The sequence below is a fragment of the Duganella lactea genome (assembly GCF_009857505.1).
GTDB classification, from domain to species: domain Bacteria; phylum Pseudomonadota; class Gammaproteobacteria; order Burkholderiales; family Burkholderiaceae_D; genus Rugamonas; species Rugamonas lactea.
The window spans coordinates 12,188-32,104 of sequence record NZ_WWCP01000049.1 but is presented as its reverse complement, the minus strand read 5'-3'; the positions used below and the strand labels follow the sequence as shown (position 1 = coordinate 32,104).

The following is a 19,917-nucleotide window of genomic DNA, read 5'->3' as shown; positions in this document are numbered from 1 at the left end:
CGCTGCTGGCTGGCGTGCTGTTTAAAGATGGACTTCCGGCGCAGGACAATCCGCCGGAACAACAGAAACTCGCCGCCTGATGGCCCTACGCTTCAGGATTGGCATACACCAGATTTGACATTAGCTCGGTATCGGTCATCATGAACCTTAGACGGGCCAGCCGGTCAATGTGTGACAGCTTAACTTATCCGGAATGCGTATTTGTATTTTTGAAATCATTCTTGGCGTTCGCGCGCGATCTGCGCTACCTTATGCGGCGCCAACCCAAGGAGACAAGCAATGAAACTGGAAACCATCGCCGTTCACGGCGGCTACCGCCCCGATCCGACCACGCGCGCCGTCGCCGTGCCCATCTACCAGACCGTCGCCTATGCGTTCGACGACACCCAGCACGGCGCCGACCTGTTCGACCTCAAGGTCGAAGGCAATATCTACACCCGCATCATGAACCCGACCCAGAGCGTGCTGGAGCAGCGTGTCGCCGCGCTCGAAGGCGGTATCGGCGCACTGGCGCTGGCCTCGGGCCAGGCGGCCATCACCTACGCCATCCAGACCATCGCCGAGGCCGGCGACAACATCGTCTCGGCCGCCACGCTGTACGGCGGCACCTATAACCTGTTCGCCCACACCTTGCCGCAGTACGGCATCACCACCCGCTTCGCCGACGCCGGCGACCCGCAATCGTTCGCCGCGCTGATCGACGCCCGCACCAAGGCGGTGTTCATCGAGTCGATCGGCAACCCGTTGGGCAACATCACCGACATCGCGGCGATCGCCGCCGTGGCGCACGCGCACGGCGTGCCGCTGATCGTCGACAACACCGTCGCCACGCCTTACCTGTTGCGCCCGTTCGAGCACGGCGCCGACATCGTCGTGCACTCGCTGACCAAATATCTGGGCGGCCACGGCAGCTCGCTGGGCGGCGCCATCGTCGATTCCGGCAAGTTCCCGTGGGCCGAGCACAAGGAGCGCTTCAAGCGCCTCAACCAGCCGGACGTGTCCTACCACGGCGTGGTCTACACCGAGGCGCTGGGCGCGGCGGCCTACATCGGCCGCGCGCGCGTGGTCCCGCTGCGCAACACCGGGGCCGCGCTGTCGCCGTTCAACGCCTTCCTGATCCTGCAGGGCATCGAGACGCTGGCGCTGCGCATGGAGCGCATCGTCGAGAACACGCGCAAGGTGGCGCAATATCTCGGCGGCCATGAAAAGGTCAAATGGGTCAACTACGCCGGCCTCGAAGGTCACCGCGATTACGCGCTGGCGCAGAAGTATCTGGGCGGCCGCCCATCCGGCGTGCTGACCTTTGGCGTGCAGGGCGGCAAGGAGGGCGGCGCGCGCTTTCAGGACGCGCTGCAACTGTTCACGCGCCTGGTCAACATCGGCGACGCCAAATCGCTGGCCTGCCACCCGGCCACCACCACCCACCGCCAGCTCAACGAGGAGGAACTGGCCAAGGCGGGCGTGACGGTGGATACGGTGCGGCTGTCGATCGGCATCGAGCACAGCGACGATTTGCTGGCCGACCTGGCGCAGGCGCTGGCGGCGGTTTAAGCGCGCGGCGGCTCGGCCACCGCCACCCGCTCGACGATGACCTCGCCGTCGGCGACGCGGCAGTCGATCACATGGTTGCGGGAGACGCCGACGTGGCGCGAGTACAGTTCGTGGTACTGGCCGGCGTCCTCCAGCCGCAGGTCGATGCGGAAGCTGATCAGGTGGTTGGCCTGCGCCACCTCGCGCACGCGCTGGCGCCGCACCTCGGCTTCCTTGTCGCTGCGGCCGTGCATCTCCGGGCCCTCGAAATAGCGGATCAGCGCGCACTCGACCAGATCGACCCGGTCCTTCAGCAGCAGGTCGGCCGCCACCGCGTTCTGGTTGGCCGGCAGGGCGGCCGGGTCGCCATCGGGCGGGTCGACCGCCACCATCATGCGCTGCACCAGCAGCAGCATGTCGCGGTCTTCGCTGTGGCGCTGATGCACCCGCTGCACGCCCAGCACGCGCGCCCGCGCCAGCCGGCCCAGCGGGTCGCGGGTCTGGCCGACGTACTGCACCTCGGTGGTGTCGTGGTAGGGGTTGGGGTATTGCTGCAACACGTCGTGGATCGACAGCGCCTCGACCAGGCCGCCCCAGTTGAGCGTGATGAACTGCTCACTCAGCACCACCGATGGCTTTTTCAGCGTGGCGGCGAACGGCACCGTCAGCTCGATGGTCAGCGTGTCCTTTTTGCCCTCGACGCCGACCAGCAGCGGCAGCGTCAGCTTGAGCGAAAAGAAACCCCAGCTGACACTGCGCGACGGGTCGAAACGCATCAAAGGGCGGTTGACGGCAAAGTACAGCAGCCGCTTCTCGCTGGTCGCCTCCAGGTCGAACTGCATGCGGCGCAGGTAGCGGCCGACCGGGTCGCGGATGTCCGGCACCGGCGGGAAGCCGGCGATCAGGTCGTACCAGTGGAATTTGGCGTCGGCCACGGTGACCACCCAGGTTTGCGGCACGCCGCCGCGCTCCGGCCCCAGCGGCAGCAGTTCCGCCAGCTCGTCCGGCGGCGGCGCCACCAGGTCGAGGAACGGCTCGGGCGCTTCCTCGAACAGCGCGCCTATGCCCAGCTCTTCCAGAGAAGGTTCGTCCGCGTCGTCACCGCTCATTTGCGCGCTCCAAATGTGTCATCGATATCGTGATTATAGTGCTTAAAGCCTGATATTTCCACGAGGAAATGTGTCGCGGCATCACGAAATACACCCAATGTAACACCTTGGGCGCGTCCGTTCAGGCCCGGCCGCCCTTGGCCGGCGTCGGCAGCGGCATGGTCGCCACCCGGGCCTGGCCGTCGGCCACATAGCAGCTCAGCAGATGACGCTGGGCGGCGCTGGTGAATTCCGAGCCGAGCTGGCTGTAACAGCCGGTCTCAGCCGGCGGCAGCGCCAGATCGATGGTGTACTGCACCAGGTTGTTGGCGGCTTGCACCGCCGTCAGTCGTTCGGCGCGCGCCTTGCGCTCGTCGGTGGCGCGCCAGCGCGGCGTGGCGCCCTCGAAGTAGCGGATCAGCGCCGCCTCGATGACGTCGGTGCGCTCGGCTTCCAGCATGTCGGAGGTCAGCGGATGCTCGTTGTGCGCCAGCGCCGCCGGGTCGCCCTCGGCGCAGCTGACCGCGACGTCCAGCCCGACCACCAGGATCAGCGTGTCGTGGTCCAGGCCGTACTGGGCGCGCAGCTTGTGCAGCGCCGGCAGGCGGCCCCTGGCGAGCCGGCTGTCCGGATCGCGCGTCTGGCCGACGTAGGCCACCGTGCTCGGCAGCTTGAGCGTGTGGGCATAGGTTTGCAGCAGATCGTGCACCGAAAACACTTCGACCAGGCCGCCCCAGTTGAGGCTGATGAAGTTCTCGGTCAGGCTGACGGCCGGCTTTTCAAGGTGGCGGCGAACGGCACCTTGAGCTCGACGGTGATCGATTCCCTGGTCTGCTCGGGGCCCAGCAGCAGCGGCAGCGTCAGCTTCAGCGAGAAAAAGCCCCATTGCACCGCGCCGGTGACGTCGAAGCGCACGCGCGGGCGGGTGACGGCGAAGAACAGATGGCGCTTGTGTGCCGTGGCCTCCAGCTCGAACTGCATGCGCCGCATGTAGCGGCCGATCGGGTCGCGGATGTCGGTTTTCTCGGCGAAGCCGGCGATGAGGTCGTACCAATGGTATTTGGCGGCGACCACACGCACCATCCAGCTTTGCGGCGCGGTGGTGCGCTGCGGCAGGGTGGCGAAGGAATCTGCATAAGGTTGCGGGAGTTGGGCAACCTGTTCAGGAAAGTCCATGATGCACCTGATGGGAAAGTTGAGTTGTCGGTGGTGACGCGTCTTTCCCCGGCGGCGAAGGCTTGGCTTTCAGGAAATAAGTGATTCTACGCAGTCATGCCGGAGACTACGCCTGATCTGTCCGCACAGCAACAAAAATCCGCACAGACGCGTCCTTCGCGCAACTGTGGGCGGCCTCAGCCCCTCAGCCCCTCAGGCCGCCAGCGCGCCGCCGGCCAGCGTGGCCTGGAGCAGCGCCAGCAGCTCGGACGGCTGCTGGAACAGATAATCGGCCTGCCAGCTCTGCGGCGCGGTGGCGCCACAGTAGCCCCAGCCGCAGGCGACGGTCAGCATGTTAGCCGCCTTGCCGGCCTGAATGTCGCGCAGGTCGTCGCCGACATACCAGCACTGTTGCGGCGCCAGTTGCAGCCGGCTGGCGGCCTCCAGCAGCGGGGCCGGGTGCGGCTTGGCGTGCGCGGTGGTGTCGCCGGAAATGGCGCAGGCCGCGTGGCCGAGGCCGATCTGCGGCAGCAGCGGCTCGGTGAAGCGTTGTGACTTGTTGGTCACCACGCCCCATTGCAGCCCGGCCGCCTCGATGCCGGCCAGCAGCGCCGGAATGCCGTCGAACAGGCGGCTGTGCACCGCCATCGCCGCCTCGTAGTTGCTGAAGAATTCATCGCGCAGCGCCAGATAGCCGTCGTCGTCGGGCGTCATGCCGAACGAGGCGCCGATCATGCCGCGCGCGCCGGCCGAGGCGGTCGGACGCAGCATCTCATAGGCGGTCGGCGCCAGGCCGCGCACGCTGCGCAGCAGGTTGACGGCGGCGGCCAGGTCGGGCGCGGTGTCGGCCAGGGTGCCGTCCAGGTCGAACAGGATGGCGCGGGGAGCGGCGGGCAGGGGCATGGTCACAGTGGGCGGCGCGCGGCCACCAGATAGTTGACGCTGGTGTCGTCGTTGAGCGAATAGATCTTGGTCAGCGGGTTGTAGCCCATGCCCTTGAGGCCGGCCACTTCCAGCCCGGCGCTGCGGAGGTACTGCGACAGCTCGGACGGCGTGATGAATTTTTGGTAATCATGGGTGCCCTTGGGCAGCATGCGCAACAGGTACTCGGCGCCGATGATGGCGAACAGATAGGACTTCGGATTGCGGTTCAGCGTCGAGAAGAACACCTGGCCGCCCGGTTTGACCAACGCCGCGCAGGCACGCACGATGGCGGCCGGGTCCGGCACGTGTTCCAGCATCTCCATGCAGGTCACCACGTCATACTGACCGGCTTCCTGCGCCGCCATCTCCTCGGCGGCGATCAGCTTATAGCGCACCTGCACGCCGGATTCCAGCGAATGCAGGTCGGCCACTTTCAGCGCTTTTTCGCCGAGGTCGATGCCGGTGACGGTGGCGCCCTTGCGCGCCATCGACTCGGTCAGGATGCCGCCGCCGCAGCCGATGTCGATCACCTGCTTGCCGGCCAGCGGCGCGCGGGCGTTGATCCATTCCAGGCGCAGCGGGTTGATTTCGTGCAGCGGACGGAATTCCGAGGTCGGGTCCCACCAGCGGTGCGCGAGGTCGGCGAATTTTTGCAGTTCTAATGGATCGGCGTTCATGGCAACAATTTTAAAAGGCTAATTTCGCTATTCTAAAGCACCGCATAAAAAAAAGCCCCGTCGGGCTGAGCGCGATCAGATCGCGCTCAGTGCCGACGGGGCTTTTGGGGCGATGCTCAGTGATTACTTGGCGGTGCCGACCACTTCGATCTCTACGCGACGGTTTTTGGCGCGGCCTTCAGCGGTTTTGTTGTCCGCCACAGGCTGTTTCTTGCCTTTGCCTTCGGTGTACACGCGGTTGGCGTCAACGCCTTTCGAGATGATGTAGGCTTTGACCGCTTCCGCACGGCGTACCGACAGCTTCTGGTTGTACTCATCGGTACCGATCGAGTCGGTGTGACCCACGGCGATGATGACTTCCAGGTTGATCGAGCCCAGTTTCGAGGTCAGGTCGTCCAGCTTGGCTTTGCCTTCTGGTTTCAGGACCGACTTGTCGAAGTCGAAGAAGGCGTCAGCGGCGAAGCTCACTTTTTGTGCGGTTGGCACTGGCACCGGTTTTGGTGCTTCCATCGGGGTTGGCGCTGGTGGCGCTGGCACCACTGGTGGCGGCGGTGCGACGCACTTGCCGTTTTCCAGTTTTTCCGGCTCTACGCACAGTGGCAGGTCGCAACCTGGCACGGCGTCGGCCGGGGTCCAGTAGCCGGTGCGCCAGCACAGGCCGAACGGGTCACGGGCGATGACGCCGCGGGCGTCCTGCACGTAGGCGCTCTTCGGCGTTGCCGCCTTGATGTCCTGCGTGACTGGGGCGTAAGGAGGCGCGGTTGGTGCGGTTTGGGCGATGGCCGAGCCAGCGAATGCAGCCGAGATGGCTAACATCGAAATCAGTTTTTTCATATTTTTCTTCCTTTCGGGGGTGATATCTGCAGAAAACTGCGTGACGGAGTTTCTTGCGTGGAGGAATTCTACCACGTAGGTCGTCAGGCACATTTCCCGCTTGCGAATCAAGCAATTGACTTCTCGTCCATTTTGCCACAAGCGATTAAAGTCGTTTAGTGAGCTCCAACACGGTGCCATTTCGGATTCGACCAAAATGTTGTTTTGTTGCAACGCGATTGTCGATAATAATTGAGTAATGTGTCATGAATATTACAACTTGTTACGATGCGCCGCGCTGTGCAACACCGCACCAATACAGGCTGAGCGCGGTTTTCCGCTGGTTGCCGTGCGCCCATGCTAAAATCGTACGCTTGCCTGTCCCTTGGGACAGGCTTAATAAACCACAGTAAAACGACCCGCCAATGGATCAATTCGCAAAAGAAACAATCCCTATTTCCCTCGAAGAAGAGATGCGCAAGAGCTACCTCGATTACGCCATGAGCGTGATCGTCGGCCGCGCCTTGCCGGACGTGCGCGATGGCCTCAAGCCGGTGCACCGCCGGGTCTTGTATTCGATGCACGAATCGAATTATGTGTGGAACCGCGCTTACGTCAAATGCGCCCGCGTGGTCGGCGACACCATGGGTAAGTACCACCCGCACGGCGACGCCTCGATTTACGACACGCTGGTGCGCATGGCGCAGGACTTCTCGCTGCGCTACATGCTGGTCGACGGCCAGGGCAACTTCGGCTCGGTCGACGGCGACGGCGCGGCGGCGATGCGTTACACCGAGTGCCGCCTCGACAAGATTTCCAGCGAACTGCTGGCCGACATCGACAAGGACACGGTCGACTTCCAGCCGAACTACGACGGCAAGGAAAAAGAGCCGACCGTCCTGCCGACCCGCATTCCCAACCTGCTGATCAACGGTTCGTCCGGCATCGCGGTGGGCATGGCCACCAACATCCCGCCGCACAATCTGCACGAGGTGATCGCCGGCGCGCTGCACGTGCTGCAAAACCCGGACTGCTCGATCGACGAGCTGATCGAACTGATCCCGGCGCCGGACTTCCCGACCGGCGGCACCATCTACGGCGTCGCGGGCGTGCGCGACGGTTATCGCACCGGCCGCGGCCGCGTGGTGATGCGCGCCAAGACCCACTACGAGGAATACGGCAAGGACGGCGGCCGCACCGCCATCATCGTTGACGAGCTGCCGTACCAGGTCAACAAGAAGTCCTTGCTCGAACGCATCGCCGAAAACGTCCGCGACAAGAAGCTCGAAGGCATCAGCGACATCCGCGACGAGTCCGACAAATCGGGCATGCGCGTGGTCATCGAGCTGAAGCGTGGTGAAGTGCCGGAAGTGGTGCTGAACAATCTGTACAAGCAGACCCAGTTGCAAGACACCTTCGGCATGAACATGGTGGCGCTGGTCGACGGCCAGCCGAAGCTGCTGAACCTGAAGGAAATGCTGTCGTGCTTCCTGTCGCACCGCCGCGAAGTGGTGACGCGCCGTACCGTGTTCGAGCTGCGCAAGGCGCGCGAACGCGGCCACGTGCTGGAAGGTCTGGCGGTGGCGCTGGCCAACATCGATGAATTCATCGCCCTGATCAAGGCGGCGCCGACGCCGCCGGTGGCGAAAGCGGCGCTGATGGACCGTGCGTGGGATTCGTCGCTGGTGCGCGAGATGCTGGCCCGTACCGGCGACGGCGCCACCGTCGGCGGCATCGAGGCGTTCCGTCCGGAGCACCTGCCGAAGCACTACGGCATTCAGGCCGACGGCATGTACAAGCTGTCCGACGACCAGGCGCAAGAGATTCTGCAAATGCGCCTGCAACGCCTGACCGGTCTGGAACAGGACAAGATCGTCAACGAGTACAAGGACGTGATGGCGGAAATCGCCGACCTGCTGGACATTCTGGCCACGCCGTCGCGCGTGACCACCATCATCACCGAGGAAATGACCTCGGTGGTGACCGAGTTCGGCGATCCGGCCAAAGACCCGCGCCGTTCCAGCATCGAGCACAACGCCAGCGACCTGAACACCGAAGACCTGATCACGCCGCAGGACATGGTGGTCACGCTGTCGCACACCGGCTACATGAAGGCGCAGCCGATTTCCGAGTACCGCGCGCAGAAACGCGGCGGCCGCGGCAAGCAGGCCATGGCCACCAAGGACGAGGACTGGATCGACCAGCTGTTCATCGCCAACACGCACGATTACATCCTGTGCTTCTCCGACCGTGGCCGCCTGTACTGGCTGAAGGTGTGGGAAGTGCCGCAAGGTTCGCGCAACTCGCGCGGCAAGCCGATCGTCAACATGTTCCCGCTGGCGGACAATGAGAAGATCACGGTGATTCTGCCGCTGTCGGGCGTCAACCGCACCTTCCCCGAAGACCACTACGTGTTCATGTCGACCAGCCTGGGCACCGTGAAGAAAACGCCGCTGAAAGACTTCAGCAATCCACGCAAGGCCGGCATCATCGCGGTCGACCTGGACGAGGGCGACTTCCTGATCGGCGCCGCGCTGACCGACGGCGAACACGATGTGATGCTGTTCTCCGACGCCGGCAAGGCGGTGCGCTTCGACGAAAACGACGTGCGTCCGATGGGCCGCAACGCCCGCGGCGTGCGCGGCATGAACCTGGACGAGGGCCAGCGCGTGATCGCGCTGCTGGTGGCCGAGAACGAGCAGCAGTCGGTGCTGACGGCGACCGAGAACGGCTTCGGCAAACGTACGCCGATCACCGAGTACACCCGTCATGGCCGCGGCACCAAGGGCATGATCGCCATCCAGACCTCCGAGCGTAACGGCAAGGTGGTGGCGGCGACGCTGGTCGATTCGTCGGACGAGATCATGCTGATCACCACCGGCGGTGTGCTGATCCGTACCCGCGTGTCGGAGATCCGCGAGATGGGCCGCGCCACCCAGGGCGTGACGCTGATCGCGGTGGAAGACGGCACCAAGCTGTCCGGCCTGCAGCGCGTGGTCGAGACGGACATCGACGAGGTGGAGCTGGAACCAGGCCCGGATTCAGCGACGGAATAAGCGTCACTGGACGGGAACCCGCGGGGCCACGACTATTGCGCGACAATAGAACTGGCCCCGTTTTTATTGATAGAGGAGACAACATGAAAAAAATCGTCGCATCCGTGGTGACCGCATTAGTGACTTCGCTGGCGCTGTCCGCCGCCCCGGCCTTCGCTCAGCAGCAGCAGCAGGCCGATCCGGCCGCATCGGCCGCCGCCAAAGAGCTGTTCGACTCGATGAACTACCGCTCGGTGTTGCAGGGCATGATGCAGCAGATGTCGCAGGGCATGGCGGCCTCGATGCGCGCCGGCGCCGAGGCGTCGATCAACAATAATCCAAAGTTCAGCGCGGACGACAAGCAGAAGGCGCTGGCCAAGATGGAGGCCGAGCTGCCGAAGGCCGTCAGCGCCATGCAATCGGTGCTGAGCGATCCGACCATCGTTGACGACATCCTCAACCAGACGGTGCCGATCTACGCGCGCAACTTCAGCGCCGATGAGCTGAGGCAGATCACCGCCTTCTACCGCACGCCGGTCGGCGCCAAGATGCTGACCAAGATGCCGCAGCTGATGGGCGAGGGCATGCAGGTCGGCCAGCAGATTGTCGCGCGCCGCGTCGGCCCGATGATGCAGAAGCTGCAGCAGGAACAGAAATAAATCACACTAAGGAACGCAATGACGCACATCTACAACTTCTCCGCCGGCCCTGCCGTCTTGCCGAAGGAGGTGCTGGCGCAGGCCGCCGCCGAAATGCTGGACTGGCATGGCAGCGGCATGTCGGTGATGGAGATGAGCCACCGCGGACCGGAATTCATCTCGATTTACCAGGCGGCCGAGCGCGATCTGCGCGAGCTGCTGGCAGTACCGGACAATTACAAGATCTTGTTCATGCAGGGCGGCGGACTGTCGCAGAACGCCCTGATTCCGTTGAACCTGCTGGGCCACAAGCCCGCCGGCGCAACCATCGATTTTATCCACACCGGTTCGTGGTCGGACAAGTCCATCAAGGAAGCCCGCAAATACGCCAACGTCAACGTGGCCGCCTCGTCGACCACGGAAGTGCCGCCGCAGGCCGGCTGGCAGCTGACGCCCGGCGCCGCCTACCTGCACATGTGCACCAACGAGACCATCGGCGGTGTCGAGTACCAGCCGGACTTCGATGATCCGCGCCTGAAGGACGTGACGCTGGTGGCCGACATGTCGTCGCACATTCTGTCGCGCCGGATCGACGTGTCGAAGTACGGCGTGATCTTCGCCGGCGCGCAGAAGAATATCGGCCCGGCCGGCGTCACCATCGTCATCATCCGCGAAGACCTGCTGGGCAAGGCGCTGCCGGTTTGTCCGTCGGCCTTCGACTTCAAGCTGGTGGCCGACAACGACTCGATGTACAACACGCCGCCCACCTACGGCATCTACATCGCCGGCCTGGTGTTCCAGTGGCTGAAGCGGCAGGGCGGCGTGGCCGAGATGGAGCGCCGTGCCCAGGCCAAGGCCGAGCTGTTGTACACCGCGCTCGACGCCAGCGATTTTTACACAACGCGCGTGGCGCCACACAACCGCTCGCGCATGAACGTGCCTTTCTACCTGAAGGACGAGAGCAGGAACGAAGCATTTCTGGCCGGCGCCAAGGCGCGCGGACTGCTACAGCTGAAGGGCCACAAGTCCGTTGGCGGCATGCGCGCATCGATCTACAACGCGATGCCTATCGAGGGCGTGCAAGCGCTGGTTGACTACTTGAACGAATTCGCCGCCCAGGCGGCCCAATAAGCCATGAACGACAAACTCAAACCCTTGCGCGAGCAGATCGACTCGATCGACGCGCAAATTCTCGACCTGCTGAACCAGCGCGCGCGCGTGGCGCAGGCGGTTGGCCATGTGAAGGCCGAAACCGGCGCACCGGTATTCCGTCCGGAGCGCGAGGCGCAGGTGCTGCGCGGCGTGGCCGGGCGCAATCCCGGCCCGATGGGCAACGCCGAGCTGCAAACCATCTGGCGCGAAATCATGTCGGCCTGCCGCGCGCTGGAAAAACGCGTCACCGTGGCCTTCCTCGGCCCGGCCGGCACCTACAGCGAACAGGCGGTGTACGAACAATTCGGCACGGCGGTCGATGTGCTGTCGTGCGCCTCGATCGATGAAGTGTTCCGCGCCACCGAGGCGGGAACGGCGGAATTCGGCGTGGTGCCGGTCGAGAATTCGACCGAGGGCGCGATCGGCCGCACGCTCGACCTGCTGCTGCATACGCCGTTGACCATCAGTGGCGAGGTGTCGATCGCCGTGCGTCACAGCCTGCTGACCGGCAGCGGCAATATGGACGGCGTGACCGCCATCTGCGCCCACGCGCAGGCACTGGCGCAGTGCCAGATCTGGCTGAACAATAACTACCCGGACCTGGAGCGGATCGCCGTGTCGTCCAACGCCGAGGCGGCGCGCATGGCGCGCGACAATCACGCGCTGGCGGCCATCGCCGGCGAGCGCGCCGGGGTGCGCTACAGCCTGGGCACGGTCAAGGCCAATATCCAGGACGACCCGCACAACCGCACCCGCTTCGCCGTGATCGGCACGCTGCAGGCCGGCCCATCGGGCGAGGACCGCACCTCGCTGGCGCTGGCGGCGCCGCACAAGGCGGGATCGATCTATCGTCTGCTTGGCTCGCTGGCGCAGCATGGCGTGTCGATGACGCGCTTTGAGTCGCGCCCGGCGCGCACCGGCGCCTGGGAGTACTACTTCTACGTCGACGTGCAGGGCCACTTGCAGGACGAGGGCGTCGCCAGGGCGCTGACCGAACTGCAGAACAACGCCGCCTTCTTCAAGGTGCTGGGTTCCTACCCGGTCAGCCTGACCTGAACAGAGAGACACTATGAGCAATCTGAGCAAGCATTACGGACCTGAATACGTCCGCGCCATCGCCCCTTACCAGGCCGGCAAACCGATCGCCGAAGTGGCGCGCGAATTCGGCCTGGATGAGGCCAGCATCGTCAAGCTGGCGTCCAACGAGAACCCGTTCGGCGTGCCGGAATCGGCCCGGCAGGCGATGGCCGCCGCCGTCGCCGAACTGGGGCGCTACCCGGACGCCAACGGCTTTGACCTGAAAGGCGCGCTGTCGCGGCGCTATGACGTGCCGGCCGACTGGATCACGCTGGGCAACGGCTCCAACGACATTCTGGAAATCGCCGCGCACGCGTTTGTGGAGCGCGGCCAGTCGGTCGTGTATTCGCAGTATTCGTTCGCGGTGTATGCATTGGCGACGCAGGGCGTCGGCGCGCGGCACATCGTGGTGCCGGCCAGGGCGCACGGCCACGACCTGCCGGCGATGCTGGCGGCGATCCGCGACGACACGCGCCTGGTGTTCATCGCCAACCCGAACAACCCGACCGGCACCTTTATTCCGGCCGCCGACATCGAGGCGTTTCTGGCCAAGGTGCCGGCCCACGTGGTGGTGGTGCTGGACGAGGCGTACAACGAATTCCTGGCGCCCGAAAACCAGTTCGAATCGGCGCAGTGGGTGAAGCGGTATCCCAACCTGCTGGTGTCGCGCACCTTCTCGAAGGCCTACGGCCTGGCGGGGCTGCGGGTCGGTTTCGCCATCGCGCAGCCGGCGCTGACGGATCTGATGAACCGTATTCGCCAGCCGTTCAATGTCAACTCGCTGGCGCAGGCGGCGGCGATCGCGGCGCTGAACGACCAGGCCTTCCTGCAACGCGGCGCGGAGAACAACAACGCCGGCTACCAGCAGTTCGTGGCGGCGTTCGACAAGCTGGGACTGGCGTATGTGCCATCGTATGGCAACTTCGTGCTGGTGAAAGTGGGTGACGATGCCGGCGCCGGTGCGCGCATCAATCTGGCGCTGCTGAAGCAGGGCGTGATCGTGCGCCCGGTCGGCAACTACGGCTTGCCGGAATGGCTGCGTATCTCCATCGGCCTGCCGGAGGAGAATGACGCCTGCATCGAAGCGCTGACCAACGCACTGGCGGAATAAATGCTGAACAAAGTCGTAATCTTCGGCGTAGGCCTGATCGGCGGCTCGTTTGCGCGGGCGCTGAAGAAGGCCGGCGCGGTGCGCGAGATCGTCGGTGTCGGCCGCTCGGCCGCCTCGATGGCGCGCGCGCTGGAGCTGGGCATCATCGACGCCGTCGGCGTGACCGGCGAGCCCTCGCTGGCCGCCGCGCTGCACGGCGCCGATCTGGTGCTGCTGGCCGCGCCGGTGGCGCAGACCGAGTCGATACTGGCCGCGATCGCGCCGCACCTGCCGGCGGGCGCCGTGGTCACCGACGCCGGCAGCACCAAGTCCGACGTGGTGGCGGCCGCGCGCCGCGCGCTGGGTGGCAAGGTGGCGCAGTTCGTGCCGGGCCATCCGATCGCCGGGCGCGAGACCAATGGCCCGGACGCCGCCATCGATCATCTGTACATCGGCAAGAAAGTGGTGCTGACCGCGCTGGCTGAAAACAGCGCGGCCGATATCGAACGGGTGGCCGCCGCCTGGCGTGCCTGCGGCGCCATCATCCACCGCCTGACGCCGCGGGAGCACGATAAAGTGTTCGCCGCCGTCAGCCATCTGCCGCACTTGCTGGCCTATGCGCTGGTGGACGATATCGCCCGCAAGCCGCATGCGGATTTGCTGTTCCAGTACGCCGCCAGCGGTTTCCGCGACTTTACCCGCATCGCTGGCTCGTCGCCGGAGATGTGGCGCGACATCAGCCTGGCCAATCAGCCGGCGCTGCTGACCGAGCTGGATGCGTACATGGCACAATTGACGCTGTTGCGCGCGCGACTGGCGGCCGGCGATGGTGCGGCGCTGGAGCGGGTCTACAGCAACGCGCAGCGGGCCCGCCACCAGTGGATCACCGCGATCGAGGCGGCCGAGGCGCCGCCGTCGCCCGATAAGGCAGAATAACCGTTGTCACTCCCGCGCAGGCGGGAGTCCATAGAACGCGCGCTCAGCATGGGTTCCCGCCTTCGCGGGAACCACGGCTGGCGCTAAAGGAATTGTATGACTCACGAATACCTCGACCTGCAAACGGTCCCCCACGTTGAAGGCGCGGTGCGCCTGCCGGGCTCCAAGTCCATCTCCAACCGCATCCTGCTGCTGTCGGCGCTGTCGCAAGGCAAGGTCGATATCGTCGATCTGCTGGCGTCGGACGACACCGCCGTCATGCTGGCGGCGCTGCGCGCGCTCGGCGTCGAATGGACCGAGGAGCAAACCGCCACCGGCACCATCCACCACGTCACCGGCGTGGCCGGCGTGCTGCCGAACCAATCGGCCGATCTGTTCATGGGCAACGCCGGCACGGCGATCCGCCCGCTGACCGCCGCGCTGGCCGTCATCGGCGGCGACTACACGCTGCACGGCGTGCCGCGCATGCACGAGCGCCCGATCGGCGATCTGGTGGACGCGCTCAACGCCGCCGGCACCCACGTCGAGTACACCGGCAACCCGGGTTTCCCGCCGCTGCACATCAAGCAGGGCAAGATCACCAGCGAGCGCCTGTCGGTGCGCGGCGACGTGTCCAGCCAGTTCCTGACCGCGCTGCTGATGGTGGCGCCGCTGATGGCCAAAGAGCACGCGATCACCATCGACGTCGTCGGCGAACTGATTTCCAAGCCCTACATCGAAATCACGCTGAACCTGATCCGCCGCTTCGGCGTCACGGTCGAGCAGGATGGCTGGGCCTCGTTCACCATCCAGCCGGGCCAGGTCTACCAGTCGCCGGGCACCATCCACGTCGAGGGCGACGCCTCGTCGGCGTCGTACTTCCTGGCGGCCGGCGCCATCGGCGGCGGGCCGGTGCGGGTCGAGGGCGTGGGCAACAACTCGATCCAGGGCGATGTGCGCTTCGCCGCCGCGCTGGCGCAGATGGGCGCGCGCATCACCATGGGCGACAACTGGATCGAGGCGCAGGCCGACGGCCCGCTGAAGGCCATCGACGCCGACTTCAATCACATTCCGGACGCCGCCATGACCATCGCCGTGGCCGCGCTGTACGCCGACGGCACCTCGACGCTGCGCAACATCGCCAGCTGGCGCGTCAAGGAGACCGACCGCATCGCCGCCATGGCGGCCGAGCTGCGCAAGGTCGGCGCCACGGTGGAGGAGGGGCCGGACTACCTCAAGGTGACGCCGCCGGCCGCGGCCGCCCTGGCGCCGGCCACCATCGACACCTATGACGACCACCGCATGGCGATGTGCTTCTCGCTGGTGTCGCTGGACGGCGCGCTGCGCAAGGGCGCGGCCACCCGCATCAACGATCCGAAATGCGTGAACAAGACCTTCCCCGACTATTTCACCGCGTTTGCGCGCATTGCAAAGTAACCGATATGCCAACTTCCCAGATTCCAGTCATCACCATCGACGGCCCCACCGCATCCGGCAAGGGCACGGTCGCGCACCGCGTTGCCGATAAGCTCGGCTTCCATTACCTGGATTCGGGCGCGCTGTACCGCCTGACCGCGCTGTCGGCGCTGCGCCGCCAGACCGATCTGGCCGACGAACACGCGCTGGCCAAGCTGGCCGAGCACCTGCATTGCAGTTTTGAAGGCGGCAACATCATTTTGTCGCATGAAAACGTCACCGACGCGATCCGCGCCGAGGAGGTCGGCAACACGGCGTCGAAGATCGCCACTTTCCCGGCGGTGCGCCATGCGCTGACCGGGCTGCAACTGGGCTTTCGCAAGGCGCCCGGCCTGGTGGCCGACGGCCGCGACATGGGCTCGGTGATCTTCCCGCACGCGCCGCTGAAGGTGTTTCTGACCGCCTCGGTCAAGGCGCGCGCCGAGCGCCGCTATAAGCAATTGATCGACAAGGGATTTTCTGCTAATATGCAAGACCTACTGGTGGATTTGCAGGCCCGCGATGACCGTGATACGCAACGGACGATCGCGCCGCTGGCGCCAGCGGACGGCGCGCAGGTGCTCGATACCTCTGAAATGACCGCTGACGAAGCGGTTGATCAAGTGTTGGCATGGTACGCCGGGATTGGCAAGTAGTATCGCCAAGTAATACCTTTATCAACCTAACCCAGTTGAAGTCGCATACCGCGAGACTTGCTGGCAACCTGGAAACACAATGTCTAATATGGAAAGTTTTGCAGCCCTCTTCGAAGAATCGCTGTCGCGTCAAGACATGCGTTCGGGCGAAGTGATCTCGGCTGAAGTCGTTCGTCTGGATCACAACTTCGTGATCGTCAACGCCGGCCTGAAATCGGAAGCATTCATCCCTGTTGAAGAATTCAAGAATGACCAAGGCGAACTGGAAGTCAAAGTAGGTGACTTCGTTTCCGTGGCCATCGAATCGCTGGAAAATGGTTTCGGCGATACCATCCTGTCGCGCGACAAAGCCAAGCGTCTGGCGTCGTGGCTGGCACTGGAAAAAGCCATGGAGTCGGGCGAGATCGTCGTCGGCACCGTGAACGGCAAAGTCAAGGGCGGTCTGACCGTGCTGACCAACGGCATCCGCGCCTTCCTGCCGGGTTCGCTGGTCGACACCCGTCCAGTCAAAGACACCACCCCATTCGAAGGCAAAACCCTCGAATTCAAAGTTATCAAACTGGACCGCAAGCGTAACAACGTGGTGCTGTCGCGTCGCGCCGTCATCGAAGCTTCGATGGGCGAAGAGCGTCAGAAACTGATGGAAACGCTGAAAGAAGGCACCGTGGTCACCGGCGTGGTGAAAAACATCACCGACTACGGCGCGTTCGTGGATCTGGGCGGCATCGACGGCCTGCTGCACATCACCGACCTGGCATGGCGTCGTGTGCGTCACCCATCGGAAGTGCTGACCGTGGGTCAGGAGATCACCGCCAAAGTGCTGAAATACGATCAAGAGAAAAACCGTGTTTCGCTGGGCGTGAAACAACTGGGCGACGATCCTTGGACCGGTCTGTCCCGTCGTTACCCACAAGGCACCCGCCTGTTCGGTAAAGTCACCAACCTGACCGACTACGGTGCGTTCGTTGAAGTGGAACAAGGTATCGAAGGCCTGGTACACGTGTCCGAAATGGACTGGACCAACAAAAACGTCGCGCCTAACAAAGTGGTTCAACTGGGCGACGAAGTGGAAGTCATGGTTCTGGAAATCGACGAAGAGCGTCGTCGTATTTCGCTGGGCATGAAACAGTGCAAAGCCAATCCATGGGACGACTTCGGCGTGACCCATAAGAAAGGTGACAAAGTCCGCGGCGCGATCAAATCGATCACCGACTTCGGCGTGTTCATCGGTCTGGCCGGCAACATCGACGGCCTGGTGCACCTGTCCGACCTGTCGTGGACCGAGTCCGGCGAAGAAGCCGTGCGCAAGTTCAAGAAAGGTGACGAACTGGAAGCCATCGTTCTGGCCATCGACGTTGAGCGCGAGCGCGTGTCCCTGGGCGTCAAGCAACTGGAAGGCGATCCATTCAACAACTACGCCGCCATGAACGACAAAGGTTCGCTGGTGACCGGTACCGTGAAATCGGTGGAGCCGAAAGGCGCCGTGATCCAACTGTCGGAAGAAGTTGAAGGCTACCTGCGCGCTTCGGAAATCTCGCGTGACCGCGTGGAAGATGCTGGCACCCATCTGAAAGTCGGCGATGCCGTCGAAGCGCTGGTGATCAACATCGACCGTAAAGCACGTTCGATCCAGCTGTCGATCAAGGCCAAAGATTCGGCCGACACCGCGGAAGCGATGAAAAACATCGCCGCCGACAGCAGCGCCGCCTCGGGCACCACCAGCCTGGGCGCACTGCTGAAAGCCAAGCTGGATAACAAGAACTAAGCAAGAACCAAGAACTAGTCGATGACTAAGTCCGAACTCATAAATCGCCTGGCTGAGCGTTATTCCCAGCTGGTGGCCAAGGATGCGGAATATGCCGTCAAAACCATACTGGATGCGATGACCAACGCCCTGGCGACCGGTCAGCGCATCGAGATCCGCGGTTTTGGCAGCTTTGCCCTCAACAGCCGGCCACCACGCATCGGGCGCAACCCGAAGTCGGGCGACAAGGTGATGGTGCCGGAAAAACGGGTGCCGCACTTCAAGCCGGGCAAGCAATTGCGCGAGCGGGTTGACGCGATGGTCGGGCAACCGATCATCGAGGACTGAAGCATTCCATAGTTAAGCAAAAGCGGCGTCCTTCGGGATGCCGCTTTTTTTTTGTGGCCCGAGGTGCGATACTGGCGCTCTTGGCATTACACAGGATTCCGGCTGATGAAATTCATCTCCCCCATCATAGGCTTCATCATATTTGTGCTGTTCTTCGGCTTCGCGCTGAAGAACTCGCAGGAAGTTGATCTGCAACTGTTCCTGCACTACGAACTGCGCGGCCCGCTGGTGCTGATGCTGCTCGGCTTTTTCGTCGCCGGCGCCGCGCTCGGCGTGCTGGCGCTGACGCCGACGGTGTTCCGCCATCGCCGCGAAAGCAACAAGCACAAAACCACCATCAACACGCTGCAAGCATCGGCGCGGCAGGCCACCGGCCAGCCGCAGCCGGACAGCGTTAATACACAACAATAAGCACACATGGAATTTGAACTTTGGTGGTTACTGGGCATCCCGGTGCTGTTCGGCCTGGGATGGCTGGCCGCGCGCGTCGATATGCGCGCCGTGGTGTCGGAGTCGCGCACGCTGCCGCGCGGCTATTACAAGGCCCTGAACTTCCTGCTCAACGATCAGCAGGACAAGGCGGTCGACGCCTTCATTGAAATCGTCCGGCTCGATCCGGAATCGGCCGATATGCACTTCGCGCTGGGCAATCTGTTCCGCCGCCGCGGTGAGACCGAGCGCGCCATCCGCATTCACCAGAACCTGCTGGCGCGGCCGGACCTGCCGCAGGACCAGAAGGACCACGCCCGGTATGAGCTGGGCATGGATTATCTGAAGGCCGGCCTGCTGGACCGCGCCGAGGAGACCTTCGACGCGCTGATCCACGGCACCTATTCGGCGCCGGCGCGGCGCGCGCTGCTGGAGATCTTCCAGCGCGAGAAGGAGTGGCCGCGCGCGATCGAGGCGGCGATCGGCCTGCAGGAGTCGGGCGCCGGCTCGCGCCAGAAGCAGATCGCGCAGTTCTACTGCGAGCTGGCGCAGGACGCGCTGGTGCATCTGCATCCGGACCAGGCGCTGGCGCTGCTGGAGCAGTCGCTGCAGGCCGACCGCGTCAACGTCCGCGCCACCATGCTGAGCGGCGACGCGCTGCTGGCGCAGGGCGATGTCGAGGCGGCGCTGGTCAGCTGGCGCCGCGTCGAGCAGCTCAGCGTGCCGCACGTGGCGCTGGTGGCGCAGCGGCTGATGGATGGCTACCGCAAGGTCGGGCGGCCGCAGGAGGGGCTCAATCTGCTGAAGTCCTATCTGGAGCAGGCGTCGTCGATCGACCTGATCGAGGTGGTGTACAAGGTGGTGCTGGAACTGGAGGGCCTGGACGCCGCCAAGCAGCTGGTGTCGAATGAGTTGCGCCGCACGCCGACCTTGCTGGGCCTGGACAAGCTGCTGGAGGCGCGGCTGGTCGATGCGCCGGCCAATGTCGTGCCGGAGTTGTCGCTGGTGAAGAACCTGTTGCACGGCTATACGCAGAAGCTGGCGCGCTATCAGTGCAGCCATTGCGGTTTCAAGGCGCGCCAGTTTTATTGGCAGTGCCCCGGTTGCAGCCGCTGGGAAACCTACCCGCCGCGCCGCACCGAAGAATTGAACGTTATGAATTAACCCACCGTCATGCCGGCAGCCGCCGGT

The 19,917-nt window shown here is 64.1% G+C and carries 19 protein-coding genes; 13 read left to right on the top strand and 6 right to left on the bottom strand.

All coding sequences use genetic code 11. The annotated features are described in order from the left end of the window. Positions 1-279: 279 nt before the first annotated feature. Positions 280-1,551 carry an O-acetylhomoserine aminocarboxypropyltransferase/cysteine synthase family protein gene (locus GTP44_RS24645; protein WP_161021491.1) on the top strand — a complete coding sequence of 424 codons (1,272 nt, stop codon included), beginning with the start codon at positions 280-282 and terminating at the stop codon, positions 1,549-1,551. Here GTP44_RS24645 and GTP44_RS24640 read toward each other — a convergent pair. From GTP44_RS24640 to ompA, 6 genes are all read right to left on the bottom strand, one after another. Then, on the bottom strand, positions 1,548-2,639 hold the full coding sequence (locus tag GTP44_RS24640; RefSeq protein ID WP_161021490.1) for a hypothetical protein: 1,092 nt from the start codon (positions 2,637-2,639) through the stop codon (positions 1,548-1,550). The two genes, GTP44_RS24645 and GTP44_RS24640, sit on opposite strands and share 4 nt — an antisense overlap. Positions 2,640-2,760: 121 nt before the next feature. Next, a complete protein-coding gene (locus GTP44_RS27705) occupies positions 2,761-3,327 on the bottom strand; it encodes a hypothetical protein (protein ID WP_229257072.1) in 567 nt (188 codons plus the stop codon). 50 nt (positions 3,328-3,377) lie between these two features. Next, a complete protein-coding gene (locus GTP44_RS27700) occupies positions 3,378-3,794 on the bottom strand; it encodes a hypothetical protein (protein WP_229257071.1) in 417 nt (138 codons plus the stop codon). Between the two features lie 192 nt (positions 3,795-3,986). Next, entirely contained in the window at positions 3,987-4,676 is a 690-nt protein-coding gene (locus GTP44_RS24630) for an HAD family hydrolase (protein WP_161021495.1), read from the bottom strand. Positions 4,677-4,678: 2 nt separating this feature from the next. Next, positions 4,679-5,374: a bifunctional 2-polyprenyl-6-hydroxyphenol methylase/3-demethylubiquinol 3-O-methyltransferase UbiG gene (gene ubiG / locus GTP44_RS24625; protein WP_161021489.1), complete on the bottom strand. Its 696-nt coding sequence runs from the start codon at positions 5,372-5,374 to the stop codon at positions 4,679-4,681. A gap of 123 nt (positions 5,375-5,497) precedes the next feature. Further along, entirely contained in the window at positions 5,498-6,208 is a 711-nt protein-coding gene (gene ompA, locus GTP44_RS24620) for an outer membrane protein OmpA (RefSeq protein ID WP_161021488.1), read from the bottom strand. 404 nt (positions 6,209-6,612) lie between these two features. Between ompA and gyrA the strand changes: the two genes are divergently transcribed. The 12 genes from gyrA to lapB all read left to right on the top strand — a co-directional run bounded on the left by gyrA (position 6,613) and on the right by lapB (position 19,890). Next, on the top strand, positions 6,613-9,243 hold the full coding sequence (gene gyrA / locus GTP44_RS24615) for a DNA gyrase subunit A (RefSeq protein WP_161021487.1): 2,631 nt from the start codon (positions 6,613-6,615) through the stop codon (positions 9,241-9,243). Positions 9,244-9,326: 83 nt separating this feature from the next. Continuing rightward, complete coding sequence (locus tag GTP44_RS24610) at positions 9,327-9,881, top strand: DUF2059 domain-containing protein (protein WP_161021486.1); 555 nt, start codon at positions 9,327-9,329, stop codon at positions 9,879-9,881. 18 nt (positions 9,882-9,899) lie between these two features. Beyond that, positions 9,900-10,991, top strand: a complete 1,092-nt coding sequence (gene serC / locus GTP44_RS24605) for a 3-phosphoserine/phosphohydroxythreonine transaminase (RefSeq protein WP_160992795.1) — start codon at positions 9,900-9,902, stop codon at positions 10,989-10,991. Positions 10,992-10,994: 3 nt separating this feature from the next. Beyond that, positions 10,995-12,068: a prephenate dehydratase gene (gene pheA / locus GTP44_RS24600; RefSeq protein WP_161021485.1), complete on the top strand. Its 1,074-nt coding sequence runs from the start codon at positions 10,995-10,997 to the stop codon at positions 12,066-12,068. A gap of 13 nt (positions 12,069-12,081) precedes the next feature. Further along, entirely contained in the window at positions 12,082-13,200 is a 1,119-nt protein-coding gene (gene hisC / locus GTP44_RS24595) for a histidinol-phosphate transaminase (protein WP_371867321.1), read from the top strand. Further along, positions 13,201-14,115 carry a prephenate dehydrogenase gene (locus tag GTP44_RS24590; RefSeq protein ID WP_161021484.1) on the top strand — a complete coding sequence of 305 codons (915 nt, stop codon included), beginning with the start codon at positions 13,201-13,203 and terminating at the stop codon, positions 14,113-14,115. 96 nt (positions 14,116-14,211) lie between these two features. Continuing rightward, positions 14,212-15,531, top strand: coding sequence for a 3-phosphoshikimate 1-carboxyvinyltransferase (gene aroA, locus GTP44_RS24585; RefSeq protein ID WP_160992792.1), 1,320 nt, complete (start codon positions 14,212-14,214; stop codon positions 15,529-15,531). A 5-nt stretch (positions 15,532-15,536) separates the two neighbouring features. Beyond that, positions 15,537-16,205: a (d)CMP kinase gene (cmk, locus tag GTP44_RS24580; protein WP_160992791.1), complete on the top strand. Its 669-nt coding sequence runs from the start codon at positions 15,537-15,539 to the stop codon at positions 16,203-16,205. 88 nt (positions 16,206-16,293) lie between these two features. After that, positions 16,294-17,970, top strand: coding sequence for a 30S ribosomal protein S1 (gene rpsA, locus GTP44_RS24575; protein WP_160992803.1), 1,677 nt, complete (start codon positions 16,294-16,296; stop codon positions 17,968-17,970). A 21-nt stretch (positions 17,971-17,991) separates the two neighbouring features. Further along, positions 17,992-18,297, top strand: a complete 306-nt coding sequence (locus GTP44_RS24570) for an integration host factor subunit beta (RefSeq protein WP_008446215.1) — start codon at positions 17,992-17,994, stop codon at positions 18,295-18,297. 105 nt (positions 18,298-18,402) lie between these two features. Then, positions 18,403-18,708 (top strand): LapA family protein, encoded by a 306-nt coding sequence (locus GTP44_RS24565; RefSeq protein ID WP_160992790.1) that lies wholly within the window; start codon positions 18,403-18,405, stop codon positions 18,706-18,708. A 6-nt stretch (positions 18,709-18,714) separates the two neighbouring features. Next, positions 18,715-19,890, top strand: a complete 1,176-nt coding sequence (gene lapB / locus GTP44_RS24560) for a lipopolysaccharide assembly protein LapB (RefSeq protein WP_160992789.1) — start codon at positions 18,715-18,717, stop codon at positions 19,888-19,890. Positions 19,891-19,917 lie beyond the last annotated feature (27 nt).